Source organism: Shewanella sp. SACH, from assembly GCF_001887095.2.
GTDB lineage: Bacteria > Pseudomonadota > Gammaproteobacteria > Enterobacterales > Shewanellaceae > Shewanella > Shewanella baltica.
Window position 1 is genome coordinate 674,188 of sequence record NZ_MPDG02000002.1, and the last position, 16,520, is coordinate 690,707.

The 16,520-nt window shown below is 47.7% G+C and carries 11 protein-coding genes; all 11 read left to right on the plus strand.

The features are described from left to right. Window positions 1–79: 79 nt before the first annotated feature. The 11 genes from BM607_RS10835 (at window position 80) to BM607_RS10885 (ending at window position 16,481) form a co-directional block, all read left to right on the plus strand. Window positions 80–2,425: a glycoside hydrolase family 2 TIM barrel-domain containing protein gene (locus BM607_RS10835; RefSeq protein ID WP_071938427.1), complete on the plus strand. Its 2,346-nt coding sequence runs from the start codon at window positions 80–82 to the stop codon at window positions 2,423–2,425. Between the two features lie 26 nt (window positions 2,426–2,451). Continuing rightward, window positions 2,452–3,495, plus strand: coding sequence for a UDP-glucose--hexose-1-phosphate uridylyltransferase (locus BM607_RS10840; protein WP_170927465.1), 1,044 nt, complete (start codon window positions 2,452–2,454; stop codon window positions 3,493–3,495). 2 nt (window positions 3,496–3,497) lie between these two features. Beyond that, entirely contained in the window at window positions 3,498–4,727 is a 1,230-nt protein-coding gene (gene galK, locus BM607_RS10845) for a galactokinase (protein ID WP_083548567.1), read from the plus strand. 40 nt (window positions 4,728–4,767) lie between these two features. Further along, entirely contained in the window at window positions 4,768–6,330 is a 1,563-nt protein-coding gene (locus BM607_RS10850) for a sodium/sugar symporter (RefSeq protein WP_012587005.1), read from the plus strand. 4 nt (window positions 6,331–6,334) lie between these two features. Continuing rightward, a complete protein-coding gene (galE, locus tag BM607_RS10855; RefSeq protein WP_071938425.1) occupies window positions 6,335–7,363 on the plus strand; it encodes a UDP-glucose 4-epimerase GalE in 1,029 nt (342 codons plus the stop codon). A gap of 12 nt (window positions 7,364–7,375) precedes the next feature. Next, complete coding sequence (locus tag BM607_RS10860) at window positions 7,376–9,973, plus strand: hypothetical protein (RefSeq protein ID WP_071938424.1); 2,598 nt, start codon at window positions 7,376–7,378, stop codon at window positions 9,971–9,973. Between the two features lie 116 nt (window positions 9,974–10,089). Continuing rightward, window positions 10,090–11,379, plus strand: a complete 1,290-nt coding sequence (locus BM607_RS10865; protein ID WP_087486521.1) for an MFS transporter — start codon at window positions 10,090–10,092, stop codon at window positions 11,377–11,379. Between the two features lie 26 nt (window positions 11,380–11,405). Next, window positions 11,406–12,410 carry a LacI family DNA-binding transcriptional regulator gene (locus tag BM607_RS10870; protein WP_012089951.1) on the plus strand — a complete coding sequence of 335 codons (1,005 nt, stop codon included), beginning with the start codon at window positions 11,406–11,408 and terminating at the stop codon, window positions 12,408–12,410. Between the two features lie 256 nt (window positions 12,411–12,666). Then, window positions 12,667–12,957, plus strand: a complete 291-nt coding sequence (locus tag BM607_RS10875) for a DUF2607 family protein (protein WP_071938423.1) — start codon at window positions 12,667–12,669, stop codon at window positions 12,955–12,957. A gap of 85 nt (window positions 12,958–13,042) precedes the next feature. Beyond that, window positions 13,043–15,205, plus strand: coding sequence for a TonB-dependent siderophore receptor (locus BM607_RS10880; RefSeq protein ID WP_071938765.1), 2,163 nt, complete (start codon window positions 13,043–13,045; stop codon window positions 15,203–15,205). After that, complete coding sequence (locus BM607_RS10885; RefSeq protein WP_071938422.1) at window positions 15,195–16,481, plus strand: DUF1624 domain-containing protein; 1,287 nt, start codon at window positions 15,195–15,197, stop codon at window positions 16,479–16,481. The genes BM607_RS10880 and BM607_RS10885 overlap by 11 nt, the downstream gene beginning before the upstream one ends. Window positions 16,482–16,520: the final 39 nt, after the last annotated feature.

A 16,520-nucleotide genomic window follows, 5' to 3' on the forward strand; every position in this document is an offset into this window, starting at 1 on the left:
GCCCGCCGAGGCGGGCGCCTTATTTCATATTGTTTCCCTTACGGGATTTCTGGTTATTCCGTCAATAAGGTACCTTGGTATGTATTTCAAGTTGTTGTTTGCAATAGCATTGCTGTGTATCTCCAGCGTGCAAGTGCAGGCTTCGCCACAGGCGCAGACTGCCATCAAATTGTCGTTCAACGAAGATTGGCAATTCCAAAAGTCACCCGCCCACGCTACCGCGTTTCAGCCTGAGGCTAAAGCATGGGAAAAAGTGAGCTTACCCCATACACCAAAGCTTGAACCCCTACTGGTCAATGACCAATGGCAGGGTATTGCCCTGTATCAAAAGCAATTTAATGCTCCTAAATCTTGGCAAGGACAGCGGCTTTACCTGCGTTTTGAAGGTGCAATGAACCACACTAAAGTCTGGTTAAACGATAAACCTGTGGGTGAACATTTAGGCGGATACCTTCCTTTCAGCATCGATATTTCAGCTGCGGTTAATTACGGTGCGGACAACCAGTTACGGGTGGCGTTAGACAATAACGACAATCCAATTACCGGTCCTAAACCACTACATTTACTCGACTTTAATACCTATGGTGGTTTGTACCGCGACGTTAATTTATTCATTAAAGCACCGCTGCACATCAGCGATGAGATGCTGACGAATTTACCGAACCGTGGTGGTTTAGTGATTTCGAGCAAGATCGACGATAAGGCTAAGGCGAGTGTGGCCGTTCAGGCCGATATCCGTAATCAAGGCAGTAAAGCGGCTCAGTTCACCTTAAAACAGGTGCTTGAGTTCGACGGTAAAGTGGTTGCAACAATAGCGCAAAGCTACACTTTGGCAGCTAATAGCCAGCAAGTTTTCAGCCAGAACTTAACGGTAAAACAGCCAAAGTTATGGCATCCAACCCATCCGAATCTTTATCAATTGCAGACTGAACTCTGGCAAGGCAACACCTTGCTCGAGCGAAGCAGTAATAAGGTCGGTATCCGTGAATTTGCCTTTAATGCCAAGCATGAATTGTTGATTAACGGCGAACCCTATTTCCTGCGCGGTATAAATCGTCATCAAGATTATCCCCATGTCGGTTATGCCACCTCAAAACAAGCCGATTACCGTGATGCCATCAAGATCAAAGAAGCCGGATTTGATTATGTCCGCTTATCTCACTATCCCCATTCGCCCGCCTTTATGGACGCCGCCGATGAAGTTGGGCTAGTGCTGATTGATGCCGTATTAGGTTGGCAGTATTTCTCACCTGAGCCTGAGTTTGCTGAGCATGTGTATCAGTCTTGCAGAGATCTACTGCGCCGCGATCGTAACCACGCCAGCGTGTTAGCGTGGGAATGCTCGCTCAATGAAACTCCAATGCCAGTGGCCTTTATCGACAACCTGAAAGCCATCATTCAGGCGGAACTTCCTGGTGCAATGTCTGCAGGTTGGCAAACGCAATACGATATCTATCTGCAAGCTCGTCAACATAGAATGCAGCATTATCAAACACCGACTCAGCCATACAATGTGTCTGAATACGGCGATTGGGAATACTACGCCCAAAATGCTGGCCTAAACCAACAGGCGTGGGCCGATCTTAAGGATGATGAACGCACCAGTCGCCAGTTACTCGGTGCCGGTGAAAAGCGTTTACTACAACAGGCAATGAACCTACAGGAAGCCCATAACGATAATTTGCACACGCCCGCGTTTGCCGACGGTTATTGGGTGATGTTTGACTATAACCGTGGCTATGCGAATGACTTAGAGTCCTCGGGCATTATGAGCATCTATCGTCAACCTAAGTTCAGCTATTACCTGTTCCAAAGTCAGCGCGATCCCGCGCTAACGTCAACCCAATACAATGCCGGACCTATGGTGTATATCGCCTCAGATTGGCAAGCGGACTCTTCGCCAAATGTTCGGGTGTTCAGTAACGCGGATGCCGTCGAGTTATGGCTAAACGGTAAATTAATTGCCCGTCAAATACCCGATAACGGCGCGAATACCGACAAGTTGCCCCATCCACCTTTTACTTTCCATCTGCCCAGTTTTGAGGCGGGAGAGCTAAGTGCTAAAGCCTTTATTGGCAATCAGTTAGTCGCGACGCACAGCGTTCGTACTCCCCAAGCGATTCATGAGCTTGAGATTTCACTCGATACTACAGGTGTGCCGATTAATTCCGCCGGCAGCGATGTGCTGTTTGTGAATGTCAGATTGGTTGATGCCAATGGCACCACAGTTCCAGTGAATGACAAGGTGGTGAGTTTTGAAGTCAATGGCGCGATTCAAGTACTCAATCCGGATGCGATAGTGACAGAAAAGGGCGTCGCCAGCGCATTGGTGCGAGTGCATAACGGTGCAAAAGGCGCGCACTTAAAAGCCTCTTTTGCGGCAGAAAACACAGCTGTGCCGTTAACTGCTGAGCTGAAATTCTAATTTCCATGAATGAGTTGAGTAATATCATGAACACTGAATTTGATCCGACTGAACATCCTCATCGCCGCTTTAATCCGCTGCTCGGGGAATGGGTTTTAGTGTCGCCCCACAGGGCAAAACGTCCTTGGCAAGGCCAAGTGGAAATGGTCGATGACGCGCCAAAACCGAGTCATGATCCAAACTGTTTTTTATGTGCAGGTAATACGCGTATTAATGGTGAGGTGAATCCGAACTACGCAGATACGTTTGTATTTACCAATGATTTTGCGGCATTAAAAGCGGATACACCTAAAGCGCAGCAGGATTCTCCGCTGTTTCGTATGCGTACTGAACAAGGTGAGAGTCGTGTCATTTGTTTTTCGCCCGACCATGCGAAAACCTTGCCTGAGCTATCAGTCGATTCAATCATTAAGGTGATTGGCACATGGCAGCGTCAGTGCGCGGATTTATCTCAGCGTTACATTTGGGTGCAAGTGTTTGAAAATAAAGGTGCCGTTATGGGCTGTTCTAATCCGCATCCCCATGGTCAAATTTGGGCACAAACCCAATTACCCACGCTGGTTGCGCGTAAACAACAGAGCCAGAGCGAGTACTTCAAACAACAGGGTAAAGCTTTGCTTGCCGATTATGTTGAGCAAGAGGTCGCTAGCGGTGATCGTTTAGTGGTGAGCAATGAAGATTGGGCTGTGGTTGTGCCTTATTGGGCCGCTTGGCCATTCGAAACCCTGTTATTGCCGCGCTTTGCGATTCAACGTATGACGGAATTGACCGCCAGCCAGCAGGCGAGTTTGGCCGATATTCTCAGCCAAATCACTATTCGTTATGACAATTTATTCCAGTGTTCATTCCCTTATTCCATGGGGTGGCACGGCGCGCCCTTTGATGGCGAACCACACGATGAATGGCAATTACATGCCAGTTTCTTCCCACCACTGCTGCGCAGCGCTTCAGTACGTAAGTTTATGGTGGGCTACGAAATGCTCGCCGAAACCCAGCGCGATCTCACCCCTGAGCAGGCCGCCGAGCGCCTACGTCAGTTGTCACCCGTTCACTATAAAATGAAGCCCTAAACATGAATCAAGATACGTTGAACCTTACTCAACATAGCACTAACGATATTAATATCCATGCTATGAGCCAAGCCGTGACTCAGTCAGATATTCTCGCCCAGCTTGAGCAGGCGTTTGTACAACACTTTGGCTATGCGGCTCAGCAAGTTTGCCATGCGCCAGGTCGAGTCAATTTGATAGGTGACCATACTGATTACAACGGCGGTTTTGTATTACCCGCTGCGATCAATTTTGGCACTTGGGTGGCGGGTCATACTCGAAACGACCGCATTATCAATGTGGTGGCGTTGGATTGTGCTGGCGAGCGCGTCAGCTTTTCCCTCGATGACATCAGCTTTGATGAGGTTTCGCCGTGGAGCAACTATGTCCGCGGCAGCTTAATCGCATTAGTCAAAGCCTTGCCTGACTTTGGCGGCGCTGATTTAGTAGTGAAGGGTAATGTGCCTCGCGGTGCGGGATTAAGCTCATCGGCCTCATTTGAAGTGGTGATCTTAAAGACCATGGCAGCACTTTACGACTTGCCCTTGTCCGGCGTGCAAGCAGCACTGATGGGTCAACAAGCAGAGAATGAGTTTGTGGGGTGTAACTGCGGCATTATGGACCAAATGATTTCTGCCATGGGTAAACAGCACAACGCTATGTTACTTGATTGTCGCAGCCTCGAAATCCAATACGCCCGCATGCCTGCAGATCTCGCCATCATCATAGTTAACTCCAATGTGAAGCGCGGTTTAGTCGATAGCGAATACAACACGCGCCGTGGTCAATGTGAACAAGCGGCGGCCTTTTTAGGAAAAGCCTCACTGCGTGATGTGACTTTGGCTGAGCTTAATGCCGCTAAAGCCGAACTTGAACCTGTGCTTTATCGCCGCGCCCACCATGTGATCAGTGAAAGTATTCGTACTTGCGACATGTTAGCCGCACTGAATCGCCACGACATGGCAGAGATCAGTACGCTGATGGCGCAGTCCCATCGTTCACTCAAAAATGATTTCGAAGTCACAACCTCACAGTTAGACATTCTAGTGTCCTTGTTGGCCGACAAGCTCGGCGAACATGGCGGTGCTCGCATGACAGGTGGTGGTTTCGGTGGTTGTGTGGTCGCGCTGACTGAGCGTAGCCATGTGGATAAGGTGCTTGCCACATTAGCCGAGGACTATCACGCGGCGACAGGGCTTAAGGCCGATATCTATTTATGTCATGCGGTCGATGGGGCCTTCGTTGCCGTTTAGCGTATCAACATAAGATAAAACAATAATAAGAGTACAGAATATGAAGCTCGCCACACTCGATATAGCCATCATAGCCATTTACGCCATTGGTCTGTTGTTGGTCGCGTTATGGATTTCACGCTCGGAGAAAAATCACGAACGTAATACGGAAGATTACTTCCTCGCCAGTAAAGCCTTACCTTGGTGGGCGATTGGTGCCTCGTTAATTGCTTCAAACATCTCGGCCGAGCAGATCATCGGCATGTCAGGTTCAGGTTATGCCATAGGTTTGGCCATTGCCTCCTATGAATGGATGGCGGCGATTACCTTGCTATTGGTCGGCAAGTATATGTTGCCTATCTTTTTGAAAAACAAGATTTTCACTATGCCGCAGTACTTAGAGCAGTGCTTCGATAGCCGAGTGAAGACAGTGCTCGCACTATTCTGGCTTGCCGTGTATGTGTTTGTAAACTTAACCGCTGTGCTGTGGCTCGGTGGTTTGGCGATTCAAACGGTCACGGGAATCGATTGGTTTACGGGCATGATGATGCTGGCCATCTTTTCAACGGCATACTCGCTTTATGGTGGCTTAAAAGCCGTTGCCTACACAGATATCATCCAAGTGGTGTTATTGGTATTTGGTGGATTAATCTTAAGTTATTTGGCTTTAGATGCGGTGTCCGATGGTGCGGGTGTGATAGCCGGTTTTGGTGTGCTGACCGAGAAGTTACCTGAACATTTCGACATGATCTTAAGCAGTGATAATCCAGCTTACATGAGCTTACCCGGCATTTCTGTGCTGGTGGGCGGCATGTGGATCATGAACTTAAGCTATTGGGGCTTTAACCAATATATTATTCAACGCGCATTGGCGGCGAAAGATATCCGCGAAGCCCAAAAAGGCATGGCGTTTGCGGCTTATTTAAAACTACTGGTACCGGTTATTGTGGTGTTGCCTGGTATCGCCGCTGTTGTGTTATATCCTAATCTTTCAGCGCCGGATCAAGCTTATCCGTCGATGATAGAGCTGATGCCCGTTGGGATTAAGGGATTAGTGTTTGCGGCGCTAGTGGCGGCAATTGTTTCGTCATTAGCCTCGATGACCAACAGTATTTCAACCATTTTCACTATGGATATCTATCGTCACCTCAAACCAGCTAAATCACAAACTCACTATGTGTTTGTGGGCCGCGCGGCTACCTTAGTTAGCCTAGTGATTGCGATGATCATGGCTGAGCCGCTACTGGGTAAATTTGACCAAGCTTTCCAATATATTCAGGAGTTTACTGGTGTATTTACGCCGGGTATTGTGGTGATTTTCTTACTGGGCATGTTCTGGCGTAAAGCTTCACCTGCGGGCGCCATTGCGGCGGCTTTGGGATCTGCCGTGGGTTCATTTGTGCTTAAGTTTACTTGGCCGACATTGCCTTTTATGGATCGCATGAGCGTGGTGTTCCTTTTGTGTTTAGGACTCGGTGTGTTGGTGTCTTTACTGCGCCCAAGAACGCAGCCAAGCAAGACGGTGGATTTAAGCCAAGTGTCTTTTGCGACCACGCCATCCTTTAATCTGCATACTGCGATTATCGCGATTATCTTAATCGCACTGTACACAACTTGGTGGTAACACAATGAAAGTATTAGTGACGGGTGGCGCAGGCTACATAGGTTCGCATACCGTGTTGGCATTATTACAACAGGACCACCAAGTCGTGGTGTTTGATAATTTGTGTAATGCCAGTGAGGTGCCGTTAGCACGAATCGAAGCGATGACGGGTAAACACATCGAGTTTTTCCGTGGTGATATTCGTGATGTCGCGGCATTAGATGCCGTGTTCGGGGCGCATCAATTTGATGCTGTGATCCATTTCGCCGCGCTCAAAGCGGTTGGCGAATCGACACAAAAACCGCTGGCCTATTATCAAACCAATGTACACGGCAGTGTGTGTTTGCTTGAGGCCATGCAGCGCCATCAAGTCACTGATTTTATTTTTAGTTCATCGGCAACTGTCTATGGTGAGCAGGCAAGCGTGCCTTATCTTGAGTCAATGCCGCTAGGGTCTCCTTCGAGTCCCTACGGTGCGACTAAGGTGATGGTCGAGCGCATTATGGCCGATTATGCGGCCGCTAACCCTGAATTCAGGGGCGTATCCCTACGTTATTTCAATCCTATCGGTGCTCACGAAAGCGGTAACTTAGGCGAAGATCCTAAGGGGATCCCGAATAATTTATTACCTTATTTAGCCCAAGTCGCAGTGGGTCGTCGCGCCCATTTAAGTGTCTTTGGTGGTGATTATCCAACGCAAGATGGCACCTGTTTACGGGATTATCTGCATGTGATGGATTTAGCCGAAGGCCATACGGCGGCGCTTAATTGGTTGGCAGACCATCCACAGCAGCGTGGCATTGAAGCGTTCAACTTAGGAACGGGTCAAGGTGTGTCAGTGCTGGACATTATCGCTGCCTTTGAACAGGCGAGTGGTGTGCCTGTTCCCTATGAGATAGCGCCACGTCGCGCGGGCGATCTCGCTGCATTTTGGGCCAATGCCGATAAAGCCAGCACTGTGCTAGGTTGGCAAGCTAAACGCAATCTCACCCAGATGATGCAGGATACTTGGCGTTGGCAAAGTCAAAATCCTTCGGGCTACAGTGAAGAATAAAAGGAATTGTGCATGAAATTACTCACCAAATTAGCAGCAGTACTTGCGTTATCACCTTTGTTACCGTTATTGAGCGCGAGTGTGTTTGCGGCTGATGCGAAGGTTGAAGACGGAGTGTTGTACCTAGACGATGGCAGTGAAGTGCGTAACTTTGGCGTGAATTACTCTGCGCCCTTTGCCTTTACCTACCGTGCAATGGTTAAAAGCGGTGTTGATATGCACGCCGCTATCGATATGGATGTGGCGCATCTTAAGCGTCTTGGTGTGACGGGCTATCGCGTGCACGTTTTTGACAGAGAAGTTTCCGATGCAAAAGGGAACTTAGTCGATAATGTTCATCTAGAACTGCTGGATTATTTACTGAATAAGCTTGCCGCTAATGGTATTCGCGCCATTATTACCCCGATTGCGTGGTGGGGTAATGGTTATCCAGCGCCGGATACAGAGACTCAAGGATTTGCTAATGGCTTTACTAAAGCGCAGATGAATACTGAGCCTAAGGCTATTGCGGCGACGCATACTTATCTGAAACAATTCTTTGCCCATAAGAACCGTTATAGCGGTGTGACCTATGGTCAGGATGCCAACATTATTGCCTTTGAATTGTTTAACGAGCCGAGTCACCATGGCGATGTTTATCAGAGTCAAAACTATATCAATGGCTTAATTAAGGTGAGCCATGAGAGTGGCGTAACGAAACCGCTGTTTTATAACATTAGCGAGCAGGGCGACAACCCAGCCTTTGCAAAAGCGGTATGCGATTCTAATATCGATGGAATTGCCTATCAGTGGTATCCGACTGGGCTGGTAAAAATGAGCCGGATTAACAGTAATACTCTGGTCAATGTTGCCCATTACACTAATCCTTTCGCCGATATTGAAGCTTGTAAGACGAAGGCGAAAATGATTTATGAGTTTGATGCTGCAGATGTCACGGGCAGTGTCATGTATCCGGCAATGGCACGCAGTTTCCGTGAGGCAGGTTTCCAATGGGCGACCCAGTTTGCCTACGATTCAGCTGTGATTGCTAACAGTAATGCTGAGTACAACACCCATTTTCTCAATCTGCTGTATACCCCATCCAAAGCCATCAGTTTTTTGATTGCAGGTGAGGTATTCAGGCAAGTTCCCCGCGGTTTTGAGGGCGGTGCTTATCCGCAAAGTAACCATTTTGCTGATGTGACTTTAGATTATGGCCACGATGTCAGTGTATTAAATCAGCCAGCGCGTTTTTATTACAGTAATAGCACAGATGAAAAGCCACAAGCGCCTACAAAACTTGAGCATATCGCTGGCGTTGGCAGTTCTGCGATCGTTAATTATGACGGCAATGGTAGCTACTTTTTAGATAAGCTCAGCGATGGGTTATGGCAATTAGAAGTGTATCCCGATGCCTTAGCCCTAACCGATCCACATCAGAACTCGAGTTTAAAGCGTGAAGCTGTGCGTTTGTATCAAGCTTCGCGGCATTTTAATCTGGCTCTGTCGGATTTAGGCCAACAATATTGGCTGCAAGGTGTCAATCAAGGTAATCGCGCTTCGCTACAAGCCAGCAAAGGCACAGTGCAGTTAACGCCGGGCAAGTATTTAGTCGCTAAAAATAAATCCTTACTTGCTTCAACTCAGTCCAAGATTGATGACCATTATTATCTGCCGCCTATGCCGCATCAAACCTTAGCCTTAGTGCACCAAAATCTGCAGGCGCTGAATCAAGGTGATGCACTCACCTTTAGCGCTAGCGTGATGGATGCCAAAGCCATAGATAAAGTTGAGCTTTATGTTCGCTATCTTGGTGATAGTGAGTTTAAGGTTTATCCGATGGAGGCCCATGGCAGTGTCTATCGTCAAACCCTCACTGATGTCAAAAACTGGCAGCGAACAGGGGCGATTGAGTATGCCTTTGTAGTGACTCAACAAGCCTCTGGTCAAACAAGCCTCCCCGGTAATGCCGAGGGAAATCCGAATGAGTGGGATTTTGTGAAGAGTAGCGGTGCAGCTTTTTATCAATTTGAGTGGCGCGCGAAAGGCACTCCGGTGAGCTTGTTTAATGCTTCGCTCGATAGGGACAATTTAATCTACCCACAAAATGCCCGTAGTGAATGGCGTTTCCAAAGTGGTGTGCGAGATCAAGGGCTTGGGTTGCAACTTTATATCCCAAGTCTAGTGACATCTGCTACAGGTTCAGAGGCGGACAATGTGCTCGTGCGTATCTCACCCGCTAAGGATAATGCGCTGTCACAACGCAACCTTAAGGGATACGATGCCGTGCAACTACGTATCTATGCCGACCAAGCTAATGAGCATGTGTCTGTCGCACTGTTAAATGAGCATGGGCTCGCCTATGGCACGGTTGTGACATTGCAGGCTGGATGGCAATCCATTACCATGCCTGTAGCCGATTTATCACCCATGCCGACTGTATTAACAAAGGCTTATCCTATGTTTATGCCGATGAATTATCCTCATTCTGAACCCTATACGTTCGACGCTGAGGCGCTGAGCAAATTACAGGGCGTGCAGTTGGGGTTTGTGGCAAAGGATTATGAAATCAAGGCGAGGGATAAAGGCCATAATCTCGTCTTATCTGAAATAAATTTAATTAAGAGGTAAGGGCTATATCGATAAGCCACGCGAATAAGGCTAACAGGGCTCCGCGAGAAGATAACTCTGCGAGTGATGCCGTAAGTCATAGCCTAGATTTAGCGCCTAAAAAGCACCTGCAATGGGTGCTTGGTGCAGGCTTTTTCGCGGCATTTATCGCCCAGCAAGGGTTAGTCGCGTTAGCCTTACCCTATTATCAAATGCTGCGTGGCTTAGATCCCTTACTCTTAGGCGCTTTGCTGAGTTTACCTATCGTCTGTGGTGCCACGCTTTCGGGGCGAATTATGTCGTTGTTGCAGCGACAATTGTGGACCGAACGGCGGATAATATTAACCTGTGGTTGGGTAACCGCCGTGTTATTTGGCTTCTTGTGGATGGTCCCAGCAGATTGGCCTATGGCTTGGCAGTGGTCTGTGTTAGTGGCGTTTTGTTTGTGCTACAGCCTTTCAATGACAGTGCTGATCCTCACCTTAAAGCTATTAGCCTTTCGTTTGGCTTTGATGAGCGGCGATGGGCAAGGAGTGTTTAGCCACATTACCTTGTTCGAGAAGATTGCCGCCGTTTTGTACTTTTGGTTATTCCCATTAACTCAGCTGGCCTTTTTTACTGATGCAACGAGCGGTGTACGAATAATAGGTTGGCTGGTGGGCTTAGGCTTAATCGGCAGTTTATGTACTTTAGTCGCTTGGCAATTCGCCCCTGAGCGGGTGCGATTAGGCGATAGCCGGATGAAAATCGCAACAGAGATGGCGCCAACCTTGAGCGCGCATACTCAAAGGCAGGTCAACCGATTACTGTGGATCTCGGCATTGCAATTTGGCGCCGTGGGGATTTGCATCAGTTTTGATTATTACCTACTGGTGTATTTTGTGGCTGCAGGTGACGTGACCGAAGGCTCAACGCTCAAGGGCGCGTTATCGAGTGGCTATGCGATAGCGGGAGCCTTGTATTTACCCTTGCTCGCCCGTGGTGTTAAGCAGTGGGGAGCGGTGGCGACATTACAAAAAGTACTCGTATTTACGGTTTTAGGCAGTTTGCTCAAATGGTATGTGTATACGCCGTATGGTTATTGGGCATTGTGGATAGATGCTGTGATTGGTGCCGCTATTTGGACGGCGATGACCAGTATTATCCCCAATATGCTCACCGAATTGGGTCGCGATACTGGGCAAGATATCAGTCCTTATTTAGTCAGTCGCCACCATACCGTCATCAGCATGAGTTTAGTATTGGCAATGCTAGGGTCTGGTGAGCTACTTAATTTAGTTGGTTTTGATGCCAGTTTAGCGGGCAATCAAACGGATAGTACCTTGTTTGCTATGCGTTTATTATTGTCTTTCGGCAGTTTTATTTTTACCCTTTGTGCCCTAATGATCTTGTCTCGATACAAGGCCGATAGGTTAATTCATTCATAGTACGATTTCCGGTTAAAGGGGATAAATTGGCTACCATAAAAGATGTCGCGAGAGTGGCGGGTGTCTCAATTGCAACTGTATCACGGGTTGTTAACGGTCAGGGCAAGGTTGGCGCCCAGTGCCGCACACGGGTGCAGAAGGTGATAGAACAACTTAACTATCGCCCAAACTCGAACGCCAAAGCGCTTGTTAAACGGAGTACTAATACGATTGGTATCGTCACGCCGAATTTATCTATGTCGTTTTTTAGCAGCTTAGCCTGCGGTGCGGAACGTGCTGCCCGTGAGCGTGGTTATGGCTTGATTATGCGTAACTCGCTTTATGAGACTCAGTCTGAAATCGATGCGATTGAATCCCTGCGCGATCAAAACTGTGACGCTATTATTCTCCACAGTGAGTATTCGGATGAGTCGACCTTAATCGGCCTCACTGAGCAAATCCCCGGCCTTGTGATCATCAACCGCTTTATCCCTAAAATTGCCGATCGCTGCGTTTGGCTCGACAACGTGACCAGTGCCCAAGAGGCGACTAATTACTTACTCGACCGCGGCCATAAAGATTTCGCTGTGATCACCAGTATTTACCAAAACCGCGATCCTGCTTCACGCATATTGGGGGTACGCCAAGCTCTGTTGTTGCGGGATATGAAGTTGCCATTGGATGCTATCGAAGAGTCCACCGCCAATATGGAAGGTGGCGAAGCCGCAGTACAAGCCTTACTCGCAAGAGGCACACCATTCACGGCCATCTTAGCTTATAACGACTTAATGGCGATTGGTGCGATTCATGCCTTATTCGCGGCGGGAATTAGGGTGCCAGAAGATGTCTCTGTGATTGGTTTTGATGACTTATCCATTGCCCGTGCTTGCCGTCCTCGATTGACGACCATGCATTACCCGATTGAGGAAATGGCCAATTACGCTACAGATTTAGCCATTAAGTTAGCCTCAAATGCCACGGCGGAATCACGCAATACTCACCTATTTTTATCCAACTTAGTCGAGCGAGACTCGGTTGCGGCCTTAGTTTAAACACGCCCTCGCTATTTTTTTTGATGGCGGAGTCAGGCTCGAATTCTCCCTCATAAGGCGAAGCGACCTGACTCTATGATGCCGTGATGAGGTGCTTAGAGTGATTTCGCTCCAACAAAGCCTTTCAACGAACTCCTTCAACAAACTATCGTATACCTCTTGTAACATTTAAGCCCTGCGGCTTAGGTAAATCGGTTTGCAACTTTAGTTGTGCTTAACATACAATCGCCTGCCAAATTATTTGAGGAAGTATGGTTTGAATAGTGTGATGCAAACAAGACGCACCCTAGCGATATGGCTTGCTGCCATGTTGGTGCTATTGTCTGTGGCCATTGCTGTTCACAGTATTTCCCATGCCAATGAAGACCCTAAGTCCCATTGTTCGCTGTGCTTACATCAGCACCAGTTGCAACATGCGATAACCAGTACGCCCTTTCATTTTCAATTGGCTCAGCAGAGTTATATTTCGGTTGAGTTCCAAGCCATTTCCTTTAAGCGACCTTTTAGTCGTTTCTTCAATAGTCGTGCTCCGCCCTTAACAGCATAAGTTACTGTTCATTCAGTTTATCTTAATTAACTTTGAGCGCCTTGGCTTAGCTAAGGCGCCGATGCTGTTTATGTTCGGAGTGAAAATGACCTCTTTTTATATTCCCAAGCGCGCTGCGCTGTTGCTGGGCGCCTTGTTTGTACTCAATCCTATTTCAATGTTGTTGGCTGCGGAGGATGCTCAATCTGGTAATGCTATTTTAGAGACTGACATTGAGCGTTTAAGTATCCACTATCGTCAAGCTTACCGTGGCAATGTGTCTGCAACTGAACTTCCTCAAGCGATCAGTGTGTTAGATGAGCAATTGATCAAAGATGCGGGGCTAACGCGGTTTCAAGATGTGCTGGATTATTCCGCCAGTGTGGCGCGGCAAAACAATGGCGGCGGTTTATGGGATAGCTTTTCTCTGCGCGGCTTTCCGGGTAATGAAAACATGCCATCGGGCTATTTAATCAATGGCTTTAATGGTGGTCGAGGTTTTAGTGGTCATCGAGATTTATCGAATGTGGCCTACGTGGAGATCTTAAAAGGCCCAGGTTCGGCGCTTTATGGTCGCTCAGAGCCCGGCGGTACAGTCAATATTGTGACTAAGAAACCTCAGTATCAAACCAGCGGTTATTTAAAAGCATCGGCAGGAAGTTTCGATCAATATCGATTAGAGGGGGATGTGACTTCCGGCTTAACCGATAACTTGGCATTTCGGATTAACGGAGCGTGGCAGGAACACGATAGTTTTCGCGATTATGTGTTCAGCGATAAAAAAATCGTCACGCCGTCTGTGCGTTGGCAGATTTCTGATAAAGCCTCGTTACTTTATGAAATGGAATACCTCAAGCAAGAACAGTTATTCGATCGCGGCATTATTGTGCTCAACAATGATATCAATACAGTGCCACGCTCACGTTATTTAGGTGAGCCTAATGATGGCGCAACTGTGGTCAATGCCACTGGGCACCAGCTGACCTATGACTATGAATTAAATGATGATTGGTCACTCACCGCGGGCTATAACTATCGCGATTCTAGCTTGAAGGGCTATTCGTCCGATGCCGAGTTGGCAAAGGGTCGACAATCGCTATTTGATGATGGTCGCACGCTTACCCGACAGCACAGATACCGAGATTATGCCTCCGAGGATAATTCACTGCGTCTAGAGTTAAGTGGCCATGTGGATACGGGTTTTATTCGCCACAATTTGCTGCTCGGCGCCGATGCCTATCACTACAGTTTAAAGACGGGATTGTATCGCTATCGCGGCCAAAAGGGCGAATATGCCATTGATATTTATGAGCCGCAATATGGCGGACCTCAGCCAGAGGTGAGTTTGTTGTATGAGAATAACGAAACCCAAAAGGCGTGGGGCACATACCTGCAAGATCAAATGGATCTTACTGAAAAGTGGAAGTTGCACCTTGGGTTAAGGTTCGATAGCTATCAGCAAGACATCAGTGAAGTCGCGAAAAATACCCTATCAGAGCAAACCGATAGTAGGGTTAGCCCTAAAGTCGGTCTGGTGTATTTATGGTCCGATGCCTTAAGTTTCTATAGTTCTTATTCTGAAGGCTTTTTACCGCTTTCTGGAACCGACTTTGCAGGTCAGCCCTTCGAAGCCGAAGAGAGCAAGTCAGTTGAGCTAGGGATGAAGTTTAATGGTAATTGGTTTAATGGCTTAGCTGAGAATGGCATAGCAGTCAGTGGCAGCTTGGCGGTGTTTGATGCACAAAAGAGCAATATTTTGACCTCAGATCCAGTCAATGTCGGATTTTCTGCCACTTTAGGTAAAGCAAAAAGCAGTGGTGTTGAACTCGATTTAGTTGCCGAGCTGACGGAGGATTTGCAGGCAAAATTATCCTACGCCTATTTGAATACCCGCACTGCCAACGACAGCTTGAATCCCGACTGGGGCGTGCTTATTCCTGCGGGAAGTCCTCTGGTGAATGTGCCAAAACATACCGCAAGTGTGATGCTGAAGCGGGATTTGAATGCATTTTCTATCGATGGACATTTAGGCATGAGTTGGCGATATGTGGATTCTCGTCTGGGTGATTCTGCCGATCCGAGTTTCCAATTACCGTCGTATCAGTTGCTTGGAGTGTTTATGAATACGCACTTGAGCGACAACTTTATCCTTGGCGTCAATCTGGACAACTTATTGGATGAGCACTATATCGCCAGCAGTTATTCGGCACTTTGGGCGGTACCCGGTGAGCCACGTAGCATTAAAGTGAGTGTCAGCTATGAGTTCTAACATTAGCAGTTCTAATATCAGTTCTAATATCTGCTCGAATATAAACACAAGTCCTGAATTACCGTCAGGTTTTGCCGAGCAAGAACTGAGTCGTTCTATTGGCCGTAGCCGTATCAATAGTATCGATATGATGCGCGGCCTGGTGATGCTTATCATGCTGCTCGACCATGTGCGGGAAAGGTTTTTCCTGCATATGCAGGTGAGCGATCCTATGGATTTGAGTTCGACCTCTTGGGGACTGTTTCTAAGCCGCTTTGCCGCGCATTTTTGTGCGCCAGTGTTTGTGTTTTTAACAGGGGTTTCTGCATGGCTTTATGCTAATCGCAGTCATGGACAGCCGCGTTCAGCGCGGGCGTTTTTGATTAAACGTGGCTTATTTTTAATCGCGCTCGAAATCTTAGTGATCAACATCTCTTGGATGGGCAACTACCACACGCTTTGGTTGCAGGTCATTTGGGTGATCGGCCTGAGCATGTTAACGCTGGCGGCACTGATAAATCTGCCTAGACCTTGGATGGCTGTTTTAGGGTTAGCGATTGTCTTTGGTCATAATCTGTTGACGCCAATTCATTTTCAGCCGAGTGAATGGGCTTACGGTTTGTGGACCATATTGCACGACCGTGGATATCTGATTAGCGAAGGTGCATTAAAGATCAAAGTGAGTTATCCCGCGCTGCCTTGGATGGGCGTGATTTTACTGGGGTATGTCGCTGGGCCTATTTTCAGTCAGAAACCGAATGCTAACTCACTTGAAGCCTCGCAGCGCCAGCAAACACTGCTGAGATTAGGGATAAGCTGTTGGGTATTTTTTGCATTGCTACGCGGGTTTAACATCTATGGCGAAACCTTGCCTTGGCAGGCGGGGGGGCATTTGGGTGAAACCTTGATGTCGGTATTTAATTTAACTAAATATCCACCATCATTAAGCTTTTTACTGGTGACCTTAGGCGGCATGTTCTTTTGCTTAGTGGCCTTTGAGCGGTATTTTGCATCAAGTGGGAAAGTAGAGGGGAGATTAGCGCGAGTCGGCCATGGGTTATCTGTGTTTGGCTCAGTCCCTATGTTCTTCTATATCCTACATTTGTACGTGTTATTAATGCTTTATAGCTTAGCGAAATTCATTTTTGGCGCTAACCACGGTGAGTACTTTGGGGTGAATAGTATGGGATGGATTTGGTTCATCGCGGGCGTGTTAGCTATCGCGCTGTATTATCCCGTTAAGCGATTTAGCGAGTATAAAAAACACAGCACTCAGGCTTGGATTAAGTATCTCTAAGCCTAAGCACTTCTAAACTTGAGTGATATCGCTTTAAAG

Coding starts and splice junctions, on each gene's coding strand:
- BM607_RS10835 (WP_071938427.1), top strand. CDS start 80: ATGTATTTCAAGTTGTTGTTTGCAATAGCATTGCTGTGTATCTCCAGC.
- BM607_RS10840 (WP_170927465.1), top strand. CDS start 2,452: ATGAACACTGAATTTGATCCGACTGAACATCCTCATCGCCGCTTTAAT.
- galK (WP_083548567.1), top strand. CDS start 3,498: ATGAATCAAGATACGTTGAACCTTACTCAACATAGCACTAACGATATT.
- BM607_RS10850 (WP_012587005.1), top strand. CDS start 4,768: ATGAAGCTCGCCACACTCGATATAGCCATCATAGCCATTTACGCCATT.
- galE (WP_071938425.1), top strand. CDS start 6,335: ATGAAAGTATTAGTGACGGGTGGCGCAGGCTACATAGGTTCGCATACC.
- BM607_RS10860 (WP_071938424.1), top strand. CDS start 7,376: ATGAAATTACTCACCAAATTAGCAGCAGTACTTGCGTTATCACCTTTG.
- BM607_RS10880 (WP_071938765.1), top strand. CDS start 13,043: ATGACCTCTTTTTATATTCCCAAGCGCGCTGCGCTGTTGCTGGGCGCC.
- BM607_RS10885 (WP_071938422.1), top strand. CDS start 15,195: ATGAGTTCTAACATTAGCAGTTCTAATATCAGTTCTAATATCTGCTCG.